This window comes from Histidinibacterium lentulum, from assembly GCF_003789055.1.
In the GTDB taxonomy this organism is placed as follows: Bacteria; Pseudomonadota; Alphaproteobacteria; order Rhodobacterales; family Rhodobacteraceae; genus Oceanicola; species Oceanicola lentulus.
The window spans coordinates 332583-350784 of the sequence record NZ_ML119082.1; the positions used below are offsets into that span (position 1 = coordinate 332583).

Below are 18202 nucleotides of genomic sequence, written 5' to 3' on the forward strand. Positions count from 1 at the left end.
ACATGAACGCCCGCACCCGCGACGACGGTTTCTTCACCGAACGCCTGGCAACCCGAGACCCCGAGATCTGGTCCGCCATGGAAAAGGAGCTCGGTCGGCAGCGCAACGAGATCGAGCTGATCGCCAGCGAGAACATCGTCTCGGCCGCCGTGATGGAGGCCCAGGGCGGCGTGATGACGAACAAGTACGCCGAGGGTTATCCGGGCCGGCGCTACTACGGCGGCTGCCAGTTCGTGGACATCGCCGAGGAGCTGGCGATCGAGCGCGCCAAGAAGTTGTTCGGCTGCGGCTTCGCCAACGTGCAGCCGAACTCCGGCAGCCAGGCGAACCAGGGCGTGTTCACCGCGCTGCTGCAGCCCGGGGACACGATCCTCGGCATGAGCCTCGATGCGGGCGGGCACCTGACCCATGGCGCGAAACCGAACCAGTCGGGCAAGTGGTTCAACGCGGTGCAGTACGGCGTGCGCCAGCAGGACAACCTGCCGGATTACGACCAGATCGCGGAACTGGCGCTGGAGCACCGGCCGAAGATGATCATCGCGGGCGGCTCGGCCATTCCGCGCATCCTCGACTTCGCGAGGTTCCGCGAGATCGCGGACAGCGTGGGGGCGTATCTGCTGGTGGACATGGCGCATTTCGCGGGGCTGGTGGCGGCGGGGCTCTACCCCTCGCCCTTCCCCCATGCCCATGCCGCGACCACGACGACGCACAAGACCCTGCGCGGCCCGCGCGGCGGCATGATCCTGACGGACGACGAGGCGCTGGCGAAGAAGTTCAACTCCGCCATCTTCCCCGGCATCCAGGGCGGCCCGCTGATGCATGTGATCGCGGCCAAGGCCGTGGCTTTCGGCGAGGCGCTGCGGCCGGAGTTCAAGACCTACCAGGAACAGGTGGTCAGGAACGCCCAGGCGCTGGCGGATCAGCTGATGAAGGGCGGGCTCGACATCGTCACGGGGGGCACGGACAGCCATGTCATGCTGGTGGACCTGCGGCCCAAGGGCGTGAAGGGCAACGCGACCGAGACCGCGCTCGGGCGGGCCCATATCACCTGCAACAAGAACGGCATCCCCTTCGATCCCGAGAAGCCGGCGGTGACCTCGGGCATCCGGCTCGGCTCTCCGGCGGGGACGACGCGGGGATTCCTCGAGCCCGAGTTCCGGCAGATCGCCGACTGGATCGTCGAGGTGGTGGACGGGCTTGCCGCCAACGGCGAGGAGAACGCCGCGGTCGAGGACAAGGTCCGCGCCGAGGTCGAGGAGCTCTGCGGGCGCTTCCCGGTCTACCCTGCGCTGTGACGGAGCTTCGTGTCGATACATACGGCGAGGGGCAGCCGCGGCGGCTGCTCCTCGTGCACGGGCTCTTCGGGCAGGCCCGGAACTTCGGCTCGCTGGCGCGGCGGCTGGCGGATCGGTTCGAGGTGACGGTGCCGGACCTGCGCAACCACGGCCGCAGCCCCTGGACCGAAAGCCACGGCTATCCCGACCTCGCCGCGGATCTGGAGCCGCTGGCGGGGGGTGCGGTGCTGGGGCATTCCATGGGCGGCAAGGCCGCGATGTGGCTCGCGCTGACCCGGCCCGAAGCGGTGGAGCGGCTGATCGTGGCCGACATGGCGCCGGTGGATTACGGCGGCACGACCCATCCGATGCTGGAGGCGATGGCGGCGCTTGACCCTGCCCAGCCCTCGCGCGCGGCGGCGCGGGAGAAGCTGGAGGCGCCGGAGGAGCTGAAGGATTTCCTGCTCCAGAGCCTGGATCTCGGCGCCGGGCAGTGGCTCGTGAACCTCGGGACGCTGCGGCGGGACATGCCGAAGATCCTGGGCTGGCCACCCATCGAGATGCGCTACGAAGGCCCTGCGCTGTTTCTGTCGGGCGCCGAGAGCGATTATGTCCGCCCCGAGCATCGGGAGGACATAACACGGCTGTTCCCGGCGGCGCGGTTTGCCCGGATCCCCGGAGCGGGGCATTTCCTTCACGCCGAGAAGCCGCGGGAGTTCGAGGCGGCGGTGCGGACCTTTCTCGACGGCTAGACCTCGCGGTGGTCCGGGTCGGGCACCCAGCCGTCGACCTCGTCCTTGCGCTTCTCGTTCCAGAACGGATCGTTGGCCTTGATCTTGCGCGAGATCCAGTAGGCCGCGGGCCAGCAGAGGATGAAGCCCACCGTCCAGGATCCGGCGAAGGCCCACCAGGTGTAGTAGCCGAACATCAGCAAAACGACGCCCACGGCGTAGGAAATCACGGCCGCGGTCATCAGGGTGAGTACGATCGACAATCGGTCCATGGCGGTCTCCTTTCGGAGGCTCAACGCCGAAGCAGGAGGGGCGTTCCCCGACAGGATGCCCGGTCAGCCGAGGATGCGCTTCGCCACGAGGAGGCTCGCCGGGATCGCAGCAAGAAAGCCCAAGGCCGCGGCGGCGAGGATCGGCGCCAGCGTGCCGTAGCCCGCCACGAGCACGGCCGTGACGAGGGAGCCGGCAAGCGTTGTCCCGATGAGGGAATGGAGCGTGACGGCAAGGCGGATCATGGCGTTCTCCGACAGTCGAGTTGCACCTGTGCCGCGTGACACGGGCGCCGGCCGCGCGCCTTGATGTCGCTCAAGCCCTCAGGCCGCGCCGCGGGCGCCCCGGTCCGGCAGGGCCCGGAGGCGCTGGCTGACCCAGACCACGTCGCAGGCCTCCTCCGCCTCCCCCTCGGCGCTGGCCGCGGCGCGGGCGAGGTCCGCAAAGGCCTGGCGGGCCCGGCAGAAGACCGGCAGGCCGCGGCCGCCCTGGTCGAGCCAGCCGGCGCAGATGTCGGTGTTGCCGCATTCGGCGCAGGCGAGAACGGTCGCCCGGATTTCCCGCGACAGCGCAACGGCCAGGTCCGGGTCCGGCGCGATGCCCATGCGGCCCATCATCCGGCGCCTGAGTTCGAACCGGTGCGAAACCCTTTGCGACACGTCCTGAAGCATCTGAACCACTTTCGCGCCCTCCCAAGCCTCTCCGCGACAGTTGGGGTTTTTACGGGGGGTGCAAGGGGATGGATCAAAAACTGTATCAGAAAGTTTACAGCGACACCTGTCGCCTGGACGTGACAGGGTGACGGTCACGTCGCACGGCGGGGTTAACGTCCCTGCCCCGCCGCGCGCTCAGTCCTTCAGGGGGTCGTGGCCCCAGTTCATCAGGCTGTAGCGCCAGCGGGTGTCGGTGACGTCGCCCTCGGGGCGCTGGGCGGTGTGGCGCCTGATGTAGCCGGTGACCTTGGCCATGTGGTCCCAGTCGTCGCCGGCGAGATCGTCCTTGCGGGTGCCGAGGAGGCGGAGGATGCGGCGGCCGGACCTGTGGCCGGTGGACTCGCCGTCGTCGGTATCTCCGACGGAGCGGCTTTCCCGGGTCTCGAGCCAGTCCTCCAGCTCCTTCGGGGTCATGTTCACGAGCGCCTGCCACTCGGACCAGATCTCGTCTCTCGATTTCGCCATGTCGGGGCCTCCGGTGTCGCCGGACCCCAACAGAAGCAGGGCTTCCGGGGTTCCGCGCCCCTTGACGCGGATCAAGGCGGGCGGGGCCGCGCCATGGCAATTTGACGCGATCGGGCGCCAGGGGGAGGAACCGGCATGATCAACATCGACGACATCGAGGACATGACCTGCCTCACGCGGGGCGAGATCGCGGCCATCGCGGAGCACGAGCATGTGGGCGAGCTGAACGCCGCCCTCCTGGGGGAGTACCTGATGCATGTCCATCACGGCGCGCACCGGGTCAACGAGATGATCTGCGAGGACATCCGCGCCGCCCTCCACCGGGGCGAGACGGGCCATGCGCGGGAGCTCTTCGCGGTGCTCCGGACCTTCATCGCGGACCATCCGGAGGCGGCGCGGGGCTAGCCCGAGACGTTACCGCAACGCCCGCCCCGGCGGCCGCGGCGCATCGCCGGACGGCGCGCCGGGCGGCACCCCGCCCGACCGGCAGTGATGCAGGGCGTGCACCGCGCGTGCACAGGACGGCGCGCAGGGGCCGTGTTAACCCCGTCCGGCGAGGATGTCCGCGCCTTCAGCGGAGTCCTGCGCCATGTCCGACCGTCCCCTCTCGAAAACCCAGCGCCGCCGGTTCGGCGAGCTGACCGACCTGATGATGTCGCTCGCCAACGACACGGTGCACCCGGACCTGCTGCGGGGCCGCCTGCCCATGGGCTGGGAGGACATCCGAAAGGAGCCGGACGGGGACCGCCTGCGGGTGACGCTTCGGGTGGACCGCGACGTGCTGAAGTTCTTCCGCTCCTACGGCAAGGGCTACCAGGAGATCGTGGCGAAGGTGCTGCGCAGCTACATGCTCTCGCGCCTCTGCGAGCTGTTGCCGGAGCCGGGGGACGACATCGAGCCGGTGACGGAGAAGCAGAGGGAGCAGGCCAAGGGCGAGCACCAGGCGATGCGGTATCTCCAGATGATGCGGAGCGACCGTCTGCCGATCCGCCGGCCCTTCCGCGACCCCGAGGAGGTGGAGCAGGAGCTGGCGGAGCGGGACCGGGCGCTGGCGCGGGAGGCGGACCGCGAGGCGCGGGAGCGGCGGGAGCTGCAGAAGGAGGCGCTGGGGGACAAGCCGCTGTGGGTGGTGGAGCGGCAGGAGCGGAAGAAGGCGGCGATGAAGCGGCTGAGGGCGGAGGTGGGGAAGAGGCTGCGGGGGGAGTTTTGAGGTCCTCGGGCCAGTTTGGCGGAGGCGGTGCGGCGGAGCTCCGCGCGGTTGGGGAGGAACTGGAAGCATGACGCTTCTCACGCTCGCGTGAGTGATCGGGGTGTGGCAGGTGTACGGCGGAACCAAGATTGCAGGGGCCTCGGCAGCCGACTGGACCCGCTAAAGACCACTAACGCGTCAGGCTGACGATGCAAGCATCGTCAGCCTGACGCGTTGTTTAGTCAAGCAAAAACAACTATAGCCACCCGAAGGTGGCTATAGGACTTGTCGCCTGCTACGCAGTTCGACTACTAGCGATTGCTACGCTCAGATATGATGAGCGAAGCCCGCAGTGTCAACGATCTTCCATAAGATTAGGTGAATCCCGAGTGAGAATCTGCTACATAGACGAGGCAGGGTGTACTGGGGCGCTTCCTAGCGCAACATCTAGTATCCAGCCTTCGCTCGTGGTCGTCGGTGTCTTCATCGACTACGGGTCGCTCCACCAGCTCACGAGTGATCTGATCGACCTCAAGCAGCGATTCTACCCTAAGTTGCTTCCAAGCACGGCAACGCACCTCGATTGGATTCGTGAAGAAATCAAGGGCTCCGATATCCGGAAGCGAGCCTGCAGCGGGAGCAGAAATGATCGACGTCATTCATTCGGCGTCTTGGACCAGGTCACGGTAACTGCAGATAAATCAGATATAAGAGTTGTCGGCAGAGTCTGGATCAAAGGAATCGGTCAACCTATGAAAGGAATGGCTGTTTATACATCGTCTATCCAATCCATCTATACGGACTTCCAACGATACCTCACCCAACACGATGACTACGGATTTGTTGTAGTTGACAGTCGTGTTCAACACCTCAACACGCAGGTAGCACATTCCGTTTTTACCCAAAAGTTCAAAGGCACGGGAGACGCATATGACCGTATAATAGAACTTCCAGCATTTTCCCACTCCAACAATCACGCGGGTCTTCAGCTAGCAGATCTCATCGCATCAGCCATTGTTACACCAATCGCGCTCTCAACGTACTGCGATGGCATCATAAAGTCCATTCACGTTCGGCCGAGATACCACGTCATCAAGGACAAGTATCGAACATGGCTGAAAGGTCGGCAGTTTCGATACAACGAGGCGAGCGGTCGCAGCCGTGGCGGTTTTGTAGTAAGCGATGGACTTACTAAACGCCCTGGCGGTGAACTCTTTCGGTCACGAAGGAATCACGAGGATGCCACCTCATAGGGCGCCAAACACAGGCTGAGGTGCTGTGCCCAATGGTGTGGGCACGCGATTGCGGGGCAATCGCTTTCGTCCACCGCCCTCATCAGCGCCGCGCGACCGTTCCGTGAGCGTCACCCCCGGCGCGATCCTTGCGGATCGCGCGTTCGAGCGCGAAATCGCTCCACTGGAGCGATTTGCGGTCGCTCTCACCCATCCATCTTCAGCGCGGAAATAAACGCCTCCTGAGGAATATCCACCTTGCCGAACTGGCGCATCTTCTTCTTGCCGGCCTTCTGCTTGTCGAGGAGCTTGCGCTTGCGGGTGGCGTCGCCGCCGTAGCATTTGGCGGTGACGTCCTTGCGGAGGGCCGACAGGGTCTCGCGGGCGATGACCTTGCCGCCGATGGCGGCCTGGATCGGGATCTTGAACATGTGGCGCGGGATCAGCTCCTTGAGCTTCTCGCACATGGCCCGGCCGCGCATCTCGGCGCGGTCGCGGTGGACCATCATGGAGAGCGCGTCCACCGGCTCGTCGTTCACGAGGATCTGCATCTTGACGAGGCTGTCCTGCCGGTAGCCGATCATCTGGTAGTCGAAGCTCGCATAGCCTTTGGTAACGCTCTTGAGCCTGTCGTAGAAGTCGAACACCACTTCGTTGAGGGGGAGGTCGTAGACGACGAGGGGGCGCGTGCCGGCATAGGTCAGCTCGAGCTGGATGCCGCGGCGGTCCTGGCAGAGTTTCAGCACGTCGCCCAGGTAGTCGTCGGGGACGAGGATCGTGGCCTTGATCCGCGGCTCCTCGATGTGGTCGACGATGGTCGGGTCGGGCATGTCGGCGGGGTTGTGCAGCTCGATCATCTCGCCCGAGCGCATGTGGACATGGTAGACCACCGAGGGGGCGGTGGTGATCAGCTCGATGTTGTACTCGCGCTCGATCCGGTCGCGGATCACCTCGAGGTGCAGAAGGCCGAGAAAGCCGCAGCGGAAGCCGAAACCCAGCGCGGCGGAGGTTTCCATCTCGAAGGAGAAGGAGGCGTCGTTCAGGGCGAGCTTCTCGATCGCGTCGCGCAGGTCCTCGAATTCGGAGCTGTCGACGGGAAAGAGCCCGCAGAAGACGACGGGAATGGAGGGCTTGAAACCGGGCAGCGGCGTCTCGGTGCCCTTCTTCTCGGTGGTGATCGTGTCGCCGACGCGGGTGTCGCGGACCTGCTTGATCTGGGCGGTGATGTAGCCGATCTCGCCGGGGCCGAGCTCCGCCACCTCCTGCATGGCGGGGCGGTAGACGCCGATCCGGTCGATGTCGTAGGTGCCGCCCGTCTTCATCATCTTGATGCGCTGGCCCTTCTTCAGCACGCCGTCGATGACCCGGACGATGACCACGACGCCGAGGTAGGGGTCGTATTTCGAATCGACCAGCATGGCCTTGAGCGGCGCCTCGCGGTCGCCCGAATGCGGGGGCGGCAGGCGGGTGACGATGGCCTCGAGCACGTCGGGGATGCCGAGGCCGGTCTTGGCGGAGATCAGGCAGGCCTCGGAGGCGTCGATGCCGATGATGTCCTCGATCTGCTCGCGGATGCGGTCGGGCTCGGCGGCGGGCAGGTCGATCTTGTTGAGGACGGGCACGATCTCGTGGTCGGCGTCGATGGCGGCGTAGACATTGGCCAGGGTCTGCGCCTCGACGCCCTGGGTGGCGTCCACCACGAGGAGCGAGCCCTCGACCGCCTGCATGGAGCGGGAGACCTCGTAGGCGAAATCGACGTGGCCGGGGGTGTCGATCAGGTTGAGGATGTAGGTGTGACCGTCCTTCGCCGGGTATTCGATGCGGACGGTGTTGGCCTTGATGGTGATGCCGCGCTCGCGCTCGATGTCCATGGCGTCGAGGAGCTGCTCCTTCATGTCGCGCTCGGCCACGGTGCCGGTGAGCTGGATCAGCCGGTCGGCGAGGGTCGACTTGCCGTGGTCGATATGGGCGACGATGGAGAAGTTGCGGATGCGGGCGAGGTCGGTCATGCGGCCAGTCCTGAAAGGGTCCGCGCTCACATATCCGAAAACGCGGCGGTTTCCAGTAGGCGCGGGGCCGCCGCGGACCGTGGCGGAGGGGATCCCGTGGAGTGCCTGCGGCACCCATGATGCGCCCGGCCCCGCCTGCGGCGGGCTCCGGGCAGGCCGGGGGGCGCTGCCCCCCATGGCGAAAGCCGCGGCTTTCGCCATTCCCCCCGGGATACTTCAGGCCAGAAAAGGGAGGGGGCCGGCAGAGAGGCCCGGGCCGGGGCGGCTGCGGGCAGGCGGAGGCAGTCGGGCGCCCCGGGGAGACCGGGACGCCCGAGGCGCTAGCGCAGGAGCGGGGTGATGTTGCGGACCACGGCCCGGCGGTTGGCCGGCTCGGCGGCCTCGGTCTCGATCCTGAGGCGGCTTTCGCCGTAGCCCTGGGTGATCAGGTTCTCGGGCGGCACGTCGAAATACTCGGTCAGCGCGAGGGCCACCGACTCGGCGCGGCGGTCCGAGAGGGCGAGGTTGTAGGCCGCATCGCCCACCGCATCCGTATGGCCCTCCACGAGGAAGACCGAGTCCGGATCCTCGTCGATGATCGCGGCGATGATCCGCCCGATCAGGGAGAGGTCCTCCGCCTCGGAGGGCGGGATCGCCGCCGAGCCGGTGCGGAAGTTGATCGCGTCGAGCTCGATCTCGGGCGCCAGGACCCGGACCTCGTAGATCTGCCGGATCTGCCGGAGGGAGAAGGCGCGGTCGATCCCCGGCGTGGTCCGCGTGGCGAGCGCCCGGCGCAGCGCCTCGGTATCCGTGGCGGTGAGCCTGCGGGCCTCGCCCGCGGGAGGCGCGGGAAGGGCCGAGACATCCACGGGCGGAACCTGGGCGGTGTCGTCGAAGATCACCGTGCGGGTGCCGTCCGGAAGGATCCGGACCCGGCGCAGCACGGTGCCGTCGGCGGCGCGGAGGGTCACCACCTCCACCCCGTCCGGGCGGGTGATGACGGTGCGGGTGGAGCCGTCCTCGTAGGTCTGGGTGCGGATCTCGCTGCCGGGCTGGCGCAGGATCACGTCGTCGTTCTTGAGCACATAGAGCTCGTCCCCCTCGCGCACCACGAGGCGGTCGCCGGTATTGGCCACGACCTCCTCGCCGGAACTGAGGATCGAGCCCACGGCCACGGCGCCGAGGCCGAGGATCACGGCGCGCTCGAAGGCGGAGAGGCCCGAGCGGTCGCCGCCGTCGGCCGCCGCGCCGGTTCCGGCGCTCTCGCCGGCGACGAGGTTCGGGAAATCCTCGGTGGAGTCGCGCGTATCGGCCTCGGTCACCTCCTCGGTGCCGACCTCCACCGGCTCTGCATCTTCGCGGGCGGCGGCGGGTGGAGGCGTCGGCCGGTCCGCGGCGCGGGGCGCGGCCGGCGGAGCGGCGGCGGGCGCTTCGGCCGCCGGGGGCCCGTCCGGCGCGGGGGCCTCGACCGGCTCGTCCGGCGCCGGAGGTTCGGGGGTGTCGCCGGGCGCGGGGACGTCAGGCGCGGCGGGCTCCGCCGTGTCGCCGGGGGGCTCGGTCGTATCGTCGGGAGCGGGGGGTTCCGCCGTCTCGCCGGGCAGCTCGGTCGTGTCGTCGGGCGCGGCGGGTTCCGCCGTGTCGCCGGATGCGGGGCGCTCGGGTGCGTCATCGGCCGCGGGGGCGTCTGTGGCGTCGTCCGGTGCGGGGATGTCGGGGGCGGGGTCCTCCGTCATCTCGGGCGCGGCCTCGGGGTCCGGCATGTCGGGGGGCGTCACCTCTCCGTCGGCGACGGGGTCCGCCGCCTCGGGAGCGGGGTCTTCGGCAGGGGCATCGGCGGAGGTCTCGGCGCCCTCTCCTGTCCCGTCTGCGGGGGCCTCGTCCGGGGCGGAGGGGTCCGGGAGATCGGCTTCGGGCGCGTCGTCGGGGGCCGCGAGCCCGGCGGGCGGTTCGGCGGGCTCCGGGGCGGGCGGCTCCTCTGCCTCGGGGGCGGGCTCCGCGGGCGGTTCGGGGGCGTCCGCGTCGGGCTCGTGTTCGGCAAGGTCGGCGGCTTCGGGTTCGGGATCGGGGGCTTCGGCCTCGGGCCCGGGGTCGGCAGGTCCGGCCTCGGGGGCTTCGGGCTGTGGTTCGGGGGTGTCAGCTTCGGGCTGCGGCTCGGGTTCGGCGGCCTCGGGCTCGGGGTCGGGGGCGTCGGTTTCGGCCGACCCGGCGGGCGGGGCGTCGGCGTCCTCGGCGGGCGGGGTGTCCCCGGCGTCGTCCGCGGGCGCGGCGGGCGGGTCTCCGGCCTCGTCGGCGGCCGCGGCGTCGTCCCCGGCGGGCGCCTCGGTCACGTTCCCCTCCGCGTCGAGGCAGGGGAAGGGGACGTCCTCGCCGCAGGGGGGCAGATCGGACTCCTGGGCGGAGAGGGACAGGGGCGCCATGCCGAGGGTCAGGGCCAGGGCAAGGGCGGTGCTCGAGCGGAGGGATGTGTCGGCCATGATGCTGTCCTGTGCTGTGAGCGCGCGGAGCGCCGGTCCGGGGGATTACGCGCGGGTTTCGCGGCTTGTTCCTGTGACGGCGCGTCCGCGGAGGGCGCGGGCGCGCGCGGGGTCGTGACCGCGGAAGGACGCCGGGCGGGCGGAGGCTTGTTGCCGCGCGGCGGGGTCTCGCCTAATCTGCGGCTCCGGAAGCCGATGGGAGCAGCTTGCATGAGACGCGCGATCAGACAGGCGCTGGGACCGGTGCTGTGCGCGGTGGCGCTGGCCGGTCCGGGCTGGGCGCAGACCGTCGAGACCAAGCAGTACGACGACGGCGGGATCTACGAGGGGACCTTTCTCAACGGGCGCCAGCACGGCCAGGGCACCTACCGTCTGCCCAACGGCTACGAATACTCCGGCCAGTGGTTCGAGGGCGAGATCCGCGGCGAGGGGGTCGCGCGATTCCCCAACGGCTCGGTCTACGAGGGCGAGTTCGCCGCAGGAAAGCCCCAGGGCGTGGGCGCGATCACCTTCGCCGACGGCGGCACCTACGAGGGCGAGTGGGACGACGGCAGGATCGTCGGCCAGGGCGTGGCGCGCTATGCCAACGGCGTGGTCTACGAGGGCGAGTTCCGCAACGCGATGCACCACGGGCGCGGCCGGATGGAGGCGCCCTCGGGCTATGTCTACGAGGGCGACTGGGTCAACGGCGTCAAGGAGGGGACGGGGCGGATCACCTATCCCGACGGCGCGGTCTACGAGGGCGCCATGATGGCGGGCGAGCGCGAGGGACAGGGCACGCTCACCCTGCCCGACGGCCTCGTCTACACGGGCGCCTGGGTGGACGGACAGATCGAGGGCGATGGCCGGCTGGAGCAGCCGGGCGGCGATGTCTACGAGGGCACGCTGGTGGCCGGCAAGCGCCAGGGCGAGGGCGTCGTGACCTATGCCAACGGCGATGTCTACCGGGGCGAGTTCATGGACGACCGGCGGCACGGCCGGGGCACCTTCACCGGGACGGACGGCTACCGCTACGTGGGCGACTGGGTCGAGGGCCGGATCGAGGGCGAGGGCCGGGTGACCTATCCGGACGGCTCGATCTACGAAGGCACGCTGCGGGCCGACCTGGCGGATACGCGCTGTGCGGAGACCGGCGAGGGCGGCGGCGAGGTCGCCCATTGCTCGGTGGGTCGGATCACCTATCCCGACGGCTCGACCTACGAGGGGCACTGGGTCGCGGGCGTCATCGACGGCGAGGGGACCGCCACCTATGCCAACGGGCTGGTCTACGAGGGCGGGTTCCGCAACGCGCGCAACCACGGCCAGGGCCGGATGACCTATGGCGACGGCTATACCTACGAAGGCGAATGGGTCGACGGGCAGCGCCATGGCGAGGGCGTCGCGACCTATTCGGACGGCACGGTCTACGAGGGCGCCTTCGTGGACGGCCAGCGCCACGGGATGGGGCGGATCACCATGCCGGACGGCTTCGTCTACGAGGGCGAATGGCGGGAGGGCGAGATCCACGGCATGGGCACCGCGCGCTACAGCAACGGCGACGTCTACGAGGGCGAGTTCGTGGACGGCCGCAGGCAGGGCAGCGGCACGATGCGCTATGCCACCGGCGAGGAGGCCACGGGGACATGGCGGGACGGCGATCTGGTGTCGCCGAGCCCGGCAGCGGCCGTGGTCGAGCCCGAGGCCGGCGCGGAGTGAGCAGGTCCGCGGAGGCGGCCCGGTTCGACGCGGTCCGGCTGCGGCCGGGGGAGGATCTGCGGCAGGCGCTCGAGGCGCGGTTCGCCCGGAGCGGCGCCGCGGCGGGCGCCGTGATCGCCTGCGCGGGGAGCCTGACGCGCGCCGTCCTGCGCTATGCGGACAGGGATGAGGGGACGGAGGTTCCGGGGCCGCTGGAGATCGTGAGCCTGTCGGGCACGCTCTCGCCGGACGGGCCGCACCTGCATCTGGCGGTGTCGGACCGGGACGGCGCGATGCGGGGCGGGCATCTGCTGGCCGGCTGCGAGGTGCGCACCACCGCGGAGGTGGTCCTGTGGCTGGGCGGGGACATGGTCTTTGCGCGGGAGCCGGATGAGGTGACGGGCGCGCGGGAGCTGGTGGTGACGCGGCCGGGGTAAGGGGCCGATCCTTCGCGAATGTTCGGCGCGGCTCAGACCGGCTCGCCGGAGTCGAGACGGGAGAGCCAGGCCGCGGCCTCGTTGCGGATCGTCGTTCGGCGGTCCTCGTCCATGCGGTCCCAGGTGCGGTACATCTGCGCCATGCGGGGGTTGCCCTCGAACCGGCTGCGGTGGCGGGCGAGGAAATCCCAGTAGAGCAGGTTGAAGGGGCAGGCCCCCTGCCCCGTCTTCGCCTTCACCGAATAGGCGCAGGATTTGCAGTAATCCGACATCCGGTCGATGTAGTTGCCCGAGGAGACATAGGGCTTCGAGGCGACCACGCCGCCGTCCGCGAATTGCGTCATGCCGATCGTGTTGCCCGCCATGACCCATTCGTAGGCGTCGGCATAGGCGGCCATGTACCAGTCGTGGATCTCGCGCGGCGCGATGCCCGCCAGAAGCGCGAAATTTCCCGTGACCATCAGGCGCTGGATGTGGTGGGCATAGGCCTCCTCCCGGGTCTGTTCGACGCATTCGGAGATGCAGCGCATGTCCGTTTTCCCGCCCCAGAACATCGCCGGCAGGGCGCGGTCGTGGCCCAGCGCGTTGCGGTCCAGGTAGTCGGGGCCGTGATGGAAGTAGATGCCGCGCATGTATTCGCGCCAGCCGATGATCTGGCGGATGAAGCCCTCGACGGCGTTGAGCGGCGCGTGACCGTCGCGCCAGGCCTGTTCGGCGGCGTCGCAGACCTCGCGCGGATCGAGGAGGCCCGCGTTGAGGTAGAGGCCGGTGACGGAGTGGTAGAGGAACCGCTCGCCCGAGAGCATCGCGTCCTGGTAGTCGCCGAAGGACGGCAGGGACCGGCGCACCCAGTGGGCGAGGTGGCGGCGGGCTTCGGCCCGGGTCGTGGCGAACCAGAACGGGCGCAGGGTGCCGAAATTGTCGCCGAAGCGGTCCTCGACCAGGGCCAGCACCTCCTCCACCGTCGCGTCGGGGGTGAACTGCATGGGGCCCGAGGCATCCAGGCCTTCGGGCGGCGGCTTGCGATTCTCGCTGTCGTAGTTCCACTTGCCGCCCGCGGGCTCGCCCTCCTCCATCAGGATACCCGTCCTGCGGCGCATCTCGCGGTAGAAATACTCCATCCGGAGCGTCTTGCGGTCCGTGGCCCAGTCGTCGAACGCCGCATGGCTGGCGAGAAAGCGGTCGTCCTCGAAGAGGTGGACCGGAACAGGACAATCCTCCAGCGCCGCGATCAGGCGGAACTCTCCGGGTTCGGTGGCGAGGACCTCCTCGGCGCCGGTGTCGTCGGCATGACGGAGTAGTTCGCCGGGGATGGAGCCCGTGTTCGCGGGATCGTCGAGGCGGGTGTAGCGGACGGTCCAGCCGTCGTCCTCGAGCTCGGCGGCGAACTTGCGCATGGCCGCGAAGAGGAAGGCGATCTTTTTCGGGTGGTGGGGAACGTAGGATGCCTCGTCCGCCACCTCGGCCATCACCACCGTGTCGCGGGCCTTGTCGGCCTCGCGGAGCGCGCGGATGCCGGGCGAGAGCTGGTCGCCGAGGATCAGGACGAGGCGGCTCACCAGGGAATCTCGCTGCCGTCCCAGGCGAAGAAGCGGCCGGTCTGCCCGGGGGTGAGCGAGGCGAGCACGTCGCAGAGGTTCCGCGCGGCCTCGTCGGCGGCGACCTTGCTGTGTCCGGGGTAGTCGGCGGTGAAGGGCGTGTCGACCGTGCCGGGGTGCAGGGCGACGATCGCGGCCTCCTTGCGCTTGCGGCCGATCTCGATGGCCGCGCCGCGGACGATCTGGTTCACCGCGGCCTTGGAGGCGCGGTAGGAATGCCAGCCGCCGATCCGGTTGTCACCGATGGAGCCGACGCGGGCCGACAGGACGCCGACGCGGGAGGGATCCCTGCGGGGCAGGAGCCGTTCGACCTCCGCGAGGACGAGGGCGGGGCCGAGGGTGTTGACGGCGAAGGTCCGGGCCATCTGCTCGGGCGAGACCTGCGACAGGGCCTTTTCCGGCCCCATGCCCTCGGGGGCGAGAATACCCGTGGCGAGGACGATCGTGTCGAAGGGTCCGGCGAGGGCGCCGAGATGGGTGGCGACGCTGTCGGGATCGGTCACGTCCAGCCCGTCCAGCTTGCGCGACAGCGCGGTGACGCGGGCGCCGCGGCGGTAGAGTTCGGCCGCGAGGGCGGCGCCGATGCCGCCCGAAGCGCCGATGACGAGGGCTTCCTTCATGGGGTGCTCCTTCCGGGTCTGGCGGGACGTAGGGCCGGGGCCGGATGTTGCGAGGGGGTGCGGGGTCCCCGGTAAGGAGGATGGGTGCGGGGGATGGGTTGGAAACCCATCCTACGGGGGAGGCATCTCTGGCGCGAAAGTCGATCCTCCCCCTTCCCAAACCCGGCGCAAGGCGTATAGTGCGGCGCCATGACGACCGAGCGCCATATCCCCTCGATCCGGGCCGCCGCGGCCCGGCTGCCGCTCGGCCTGCTTCTGCTTAGCCGCCTCTGAGCGTGCCCCCGGGCGCGAGCGCTCAGAGGTCAGCTTTCGCGCCGAGAAGCAGAAACACAGGATACCGACCATGACCGACAAGAACCGAGTGTTGATCTTCGACACCACGCTGCGCGACGGCGAGCAGAGCCCGGGCGCGACGATGACCCATGGCGAGAAGCTCGAGATCGCCACCATGCTCGACGAGATGGGCGTCGACATCATCGAGGCGGGCTTTCCCATCGCCTCGGAGGGCGACTTCCGGGCGGTGAAGGAGATCGCGGAGCGGGCGAAGGACGCCACGATCTGCGGGCTGGCGCGCGCCAATCTCAAGGATATCGACCGCTGCTGGGAGGCGGTGAAGCATGCGCGCTCCCCGCGCATCCACACCTTCATCGGCACCTCGCCGCTGCACCGCGCCATCCCGAACCTGACCATGGACGAGATGGCCGAGCGCATCCACGAGACGGTGACCCACGCGCGCAACCTCTGCGACAACGTGCAGTGGTCGCCGATGGACGCGACGCGGACGGAATGGGACTATCTGTGCCGGGTGGTGGAGATCGCCATTCGCGCCGGGGCCACCACGATCAACATTCCCGACACCGTGGGCTATACCGCGCCGCGGGAGAGCGCCGACCTGATCCGGCGGCTGATCGCGGCGGTGCCGGGGGCGGAGGACGTGGTCTTCGCCACGCACTGCCACAACGATCTGGGCATGGCGACGGCCAATGCGCTCGCCGCCGTCGAGGGCGGGGCGCGGCAGATCGAGTGCACGATCAACGGCCTCGGGGAGCGCGCGGGGAACACCGCGCTCGAGGAGGTGGTGATGGCGCTGAAGGTGCGCCACGACATCATGCCCTTCGACACCGGGATCGACACCCGCAAGATCATGGCGGTGAGCCGCCGGGTCGCCACGGTCTCGGGCTTCGCCGTGCAGTTCAACAAGGCGATCGTGGGCAAGAACGCCTTCGCCCACGAGAGCGGCATCCACCAGGACGGGATGCTGAAGAACGCCGAGACCTTCGAGATCATGCGGCCCGAGGACGTGGGTCTGTCGGAGACCTCGCTGGTCATGGGCAAGCATTCGGGGCGCGCGGCGCTGAGGGCGAAGCTGAAGGACCTCGGGATCGAGCTCGCGGACAACCAGCTCAACGATGTCTTCGTGCGGTTCAAGGATCTCGCCGACCGCAAGAAGGAGGTCTACGACGAGGATCTCGTGGCCCTCGTGGGTCAGAACGACGGGTCGGAGGACCAGGTGAAGCTGGTGTCCCTGCGCGTCGTCTGCGGCACCGGGGGGCCTGCGGAGGCTCGGATGGTGCTGTCGGTCGATGGCGCGGAGACGGAGGTCGAAACCACGGGCGACGGGCCGGTGGACGCTGCGTTCAACGCCGTGAAGGCACTCTTTCCCCATGGCGGGCGGCTCGAACTCTACCAGGTGCATGCGGTGACGGAAGGAACCGACGCTCAGGCCACGGTGAGCTGCCGGCTGCAGGAGGAGGGGCGGATCGCCACGGGAATGTCGTCCGACACCGACACGGTGGTGGCGAGCGTGCGCGCCTACGTGAACGCGCTTAACCGCCTGATCGTGCGGCGCCAGAAGACGGCGCCGGGGGCGGACGTCAAGGAGATCAGCTACAAGGACGCGGGGGAATGACCGGGCACGGGAGGGGGGCCGCGCAACCCTCCCGTGCGCTCCTCGGCGGGGCGCGGGTGGCGGATCTGCGCGGGGCTCGGCCCCAGACCCCGGGATGCTCCCGGGCAGAACAAGGCGGGGCGCGGGCGAAGGTGCGGGGCGCGCGGGGCCTCGATCTTCGGCGGGACGGGCAAGGCAGACGCGCGCGGACGCATTCAAGGGGGCGGGGGGCGCGGGGCGGGTCATGAGCCGCACCCGGGAGACCGACGCCATGTGGGACGCCTTCTGCGCGGCGACCGGTGCGGAGGGCGACTATACCGTCTTCGCCTTCGGGGACGGGCCGGAGCTGATGGACGAGCTTGCCGGTCTCGTCCTGCACGGGCCGAAGCGGGCGACGGCGAGCCTGCTGCGGGATTACGAGGCCGAGGGGGCGCCCCTGCCCCGGCCCGGCGACCATTCCGTCTTTCTGGGCGGCGACGGGCTGCCGCGGGGGATCATCCGCACCACCGAGATCCGCGTCGGGCCGCTGTCCTCCGTCGACGCGGCCTTCGCCTGGGACGAGGGCGAGGGCGACCGGACGCGGGCGGACTGGCTGGACATGCACACCCGCTTCTTCATGCGGCAGGCGGAGGCCGAGGGCTTCGCCTTTCACCCGGAGATCGAGACCGTCTTCGAAAGGTTCGACCTGGTCTGGCCCCGGCCCGGGGGCGGCTGACCCTTCCGCCGCCGCGCGGATTCTGGCACAGGCCGGCCATGCCCCGCTATGCGCTCAGGATCGAATATGACGGCGGGCCCTTCTCGGGCTGGCAGCGGCAGAGGGACGTGCCGAGCGTTCAGGGCGCGCTCGAGGCGGCGCTGGCGCGGCTGCAGCCGGGCGATGCCAAGGTCGCGGCGGCGGGCCGGACGGACGCGGGGGTCCATGGCCTCGGACAGGTGGCGCAGGCGGATCTGGAGAAGGACTGGACGCCGTTCCGGCTGATGGAGGCGCTGAACTACCATCTGAAACCGGCGCCGGTGGCGGTGACGGCCTGTGCCCGGGTGGCGGAGGACTGGCACGCGCGGTTCTCGGCGGTGGAGCGGCAGTATCTCTACCGGATCGTTGTCCGGCGGGCGCCCCTCGTGCTCGAGGCGGGGCGGGCCTGGCAGCTCGGACACGGGCTGGATGCGGGCGCCATGCGCGAAGGCGCGGCGGAGCTTCTCGGGCATCACGATTTCACCACCTTCCGGTCGGTGATCTGCCAGGCCGCGAGCCCCGTGAAGACGCTCGACCGGCTCGACGTGGAGGAGGTGGCGCGGGCCGACGGCTGCGCGGAACTGCGGTTTCACGTCCGGGCGCGGTCGTTCCTGCACAACCAGGTGCGCAGCATCGTCGGCACGCTGGAGCGGGTCGGCGCCGGGGCCTGGACGCCCGGGGACGTGGGGCTCGCGCTGGCGGCGCGGGACCGGGCGGCCTGCGGGCCGGTGGCGCCGCCGCAGGGGCTCTATCTTGCCCGTGTGGGCTATCCCGCGGACCCGTTCGAGGCACCCGGCGCCGCGCTGGCGGACGGGGTCCGGAGGGAGTGAGCCCGGGGCCGAGGGGGCGCGGGCGGGGTGCCTCCCCCGTCCGACGCCCCATTGAGGGAGCGGCAGCGGCGGGGCGGGTGACCTCA

General features: G+C 69.4%; 18 protein-coding genes. 10 read left to right on the forward strand and 8 right to left on the reverse strand.

The genetic code is table 11. From position 1 onward, the window contains the following. Nucleotides 1-2 precede the first annotated feature (2 nt). A complete protein-coding gene (glyA, locus tag EAT49_RS04625) occupies nt 3-1295 on the forward strand; it encodes a serine hydroxymethyltransferase (RefSeq protein WP_123641119.1) in 1293 nt (430 codons plus the stop codon). After that, a complete protein-coding gene (locus EAT49_RS04630; protein ID WP_123641120.1) occupies nt 1292-2026 on the forward strand; it encodes an alpha/beta fold hydrolase in 735 nt (244 codons plus the stop codon). The genes glyA and EAT49_RS04630 overlap by 4 nt, the downstream gene beginning before the upstream one ends. Here EAT49_RS04630 and EAT49_RS04635 read toward each other — a convergent pair. The 4 genes from EAT49_RS04635 to EAT49_RS04650 form a co-directional block, all read right to left on the reverse strand. Further along, entirely contained in the window at nt 2023-2277 is a 255-nt protein-coding gene (locus EAT49_RS04635; RefSeq protein ID WP_123641121.1) for a hypothetical protein, read from the reverse strand. The two genes, EAT49_RS04630 and EAT49_RS04635, sit on opposite strands and share 4 nt — an antisense overlap. A gap of 63 nt (nt 2278-2340) precedes the next feature. Continuing rightward, nucleotides 2341-2520, reverse strand: a complete 180-nt coding sequence (locus EAT49_RS04640) for a CTP synthetase (RefSeq protein WP_123641122.1) — start codon at nt 2518-2520, stop codon at nt 2341-2343. 78 nt (nt 2521-2598) lie between these two features. Next, nucleotides 2599-2946: a DUF6455 family protein gene (locus tag EAT49_RS04645; RefSeq protein ID WP_123641123.1), complete on the reverse strand. Its 348-nt coding sequence runs from the start codon at nt 2944-2946 to the stop codon at nt 2599-2601. Nucleotides 2947-3123: 177 nt separating this feature from the next. After that, nucleotides 3124-3453, reverse strand: a complete 330-nt coding sequence (locus EAT49_RS04650; protein ID WP_123641124.1) for a DUF3140 domain-containing protein — start codon at nt 3451-3453, stop codon at nt 3124-3126. 135 nt (nt 3454-3588) lie between these two features. Here EAT49_RS04650 and EAT49_RS04655 point away from each other — a divergent pair, with 135 nt between their 5' ends. The 3 genes from EAT49_RS04655 (at nt 3589) to EAT49_RS04665 (ending at nt 5895) form a co-directional block, all read left to right on the forward strand. Then, entirely contained in the window at nt 3589-3858 is a 270-nt protein-coding gene (locus EAT49_RS04655; protein WP_123641125.1) for a hypothetical protein, read from the forward strand. Between the two features lie 184 nt (nt 3859-4042). Further along, the gene (locus tag EAT49_RS21405; protein ID WP_221181430.1) at nt 4043-4663 is read left to right on the forward strand and encodes a BrnA antitoxin family protein; all 621 of its coding nucleotides are present in this window, start codon (nt 4043-4045) and stop codon (nt 4661-4663) included. Nucleotides 4664-5031: 368 nt separating this feature from the next. Beyond that, nucleotides 5032-5895, forward strand: coding sequence for a DUF3800 domain-containing protein (locus tag EAT49_RS04665; protein ID WP_123641126.1), 864 nt, complete (start codon nt 5032-5034; stop codon nt 5893-5895). Between the two features lie 185 nt (nt 5896-6080). On the opposite strand, the gene lepA is transcribed toward EAT49_RS04665, so the two are convergent. Then, nucleotides 6081-7883 (reverse strand): translation elongation factor 4, encoded by a 1803-nt coding sequence (lepA, locus tag EAT49_RS04670; protein WP_123641127.1) that lies wholly within the window; start codon nt 7881-7883, stop codon nt 6081-6083. Between the two features lie 320 nt (nt 7884-8203). Further along, nucleotides 8204-10336, reverse strand: coding sequence for an OmpA family protein (locus EAT49_RS04675; RefSeq protein WP_123641128.1), 2133 nt, complete (start codon nt 10334-10336; stop codon nt 8204-8206). Nucleotides 10337-10546: 210 nt separating this feature from the next. On the opposite strand from EAT49_RS04675, the gene EAT49_RS04680 reads away from it, so the two are divergent. Together EAT49_RS04680 and EAT49_RS04685 are read left to right on the forward strand one after the other, a co-directional pair. Continuing rightward, entirely contained in the window at nt 10547-12031 is a 1485-nt protein-coding gene (locus EAT49_RS04680) for an MORN repeat-containing protein (RefSeq protein ID WP_123641129.1), read from the forward strand. Continuing rightward, on the forward strand, nt 12028-12447 hold the full coding sequence (locus EAT49_RS04685; RefSeq protein ID WP_246003761.1) for a PPC domain-containing DNA-binding protein: 420 nt from the start codon (nt 12028-12030) through the stop codon (nt 12445-12447). The genes EAT49_RS04680 and EAT49_RS04685 overlap by 4 nt, the downstream gene beginning before the upstream one ends. 32 nt (nt 12448-12479) lie before the next feature. Here the strand turns inward: EAT49_RS04685 and EAT49_RS04690 are convergent, their stop codons facing one another. Both EAT49_RS04690 and EAT49_RS04695 read right to left on the reverse strand, forming a co-directional pair. Then, nucleotides 12480-14006 (reverse strand): cryptochrome/photolyase family protein, encoded by a 1527-nt coding sequence (locus tag EAT49_RS04690; RefSeq protein ID WP_185020642.1) that lies wholly within the window; start codon nt 14004-14006, stop codon nt 12480-12482. Next, complete coding sequence (locus EAT49_RS04695) at nt 14003-14665, reverse strand: SDR family NAD(P)-dependent oxidoreductase (RefSeq protein ID WP_123641132.1); 663 nt, start codon at nt 14663-14665, stop codon at nt 14003-14005. The genes EAT49_RS04690 and EAT49_RS04695 overlap by 4 nt, the downstream gene beginning before the upstream one ends. Nucleotides 14666-15008: 343 nt before the next feature. Between EAT49_RS04695 and EAT49_RS04700 the strand changes: the two genes are divergently transcribed. From EAT49_RS04700 to truA, 3 genes are all read left to right on the forward strand, one after another. After that, a complete protein-coding gene (locus EAT49_RS04700) occupies nt 15009-16574 on the forward strand; it encodes a 2-isopropylmalate synthase (RefSeq protein WP_123641133.1) in 1566 nt (521 codons plus the stop codon). 223 nt (nt 16575-16797) lie between these two features. Further along, nucleotides 16798-17268, forward strand: a complete 471-nt coding sequence (locus EAT49_RS04705; protein ID WP_123641134.1) for an ASCH domain-containing protein — start codon at nt 16798-16800, stop codon at nt 17266-17268. A gap of 38 nt (nt 17269-17306) precedes the next feature. Further along, nucleotides 17307-18116, forward strand: coding sequence for a tRNA pseudouridine(38-40) synthase TruA (truA, locus tag EAT49_RS04710; protein ID WP_123641135.1), 810 nt, complete (start codon nt 17307-17309; stop codon nt 18114-18116). The last annotated feature ends 86 nt before the right edge of the window (nt 18117-18202 follow it).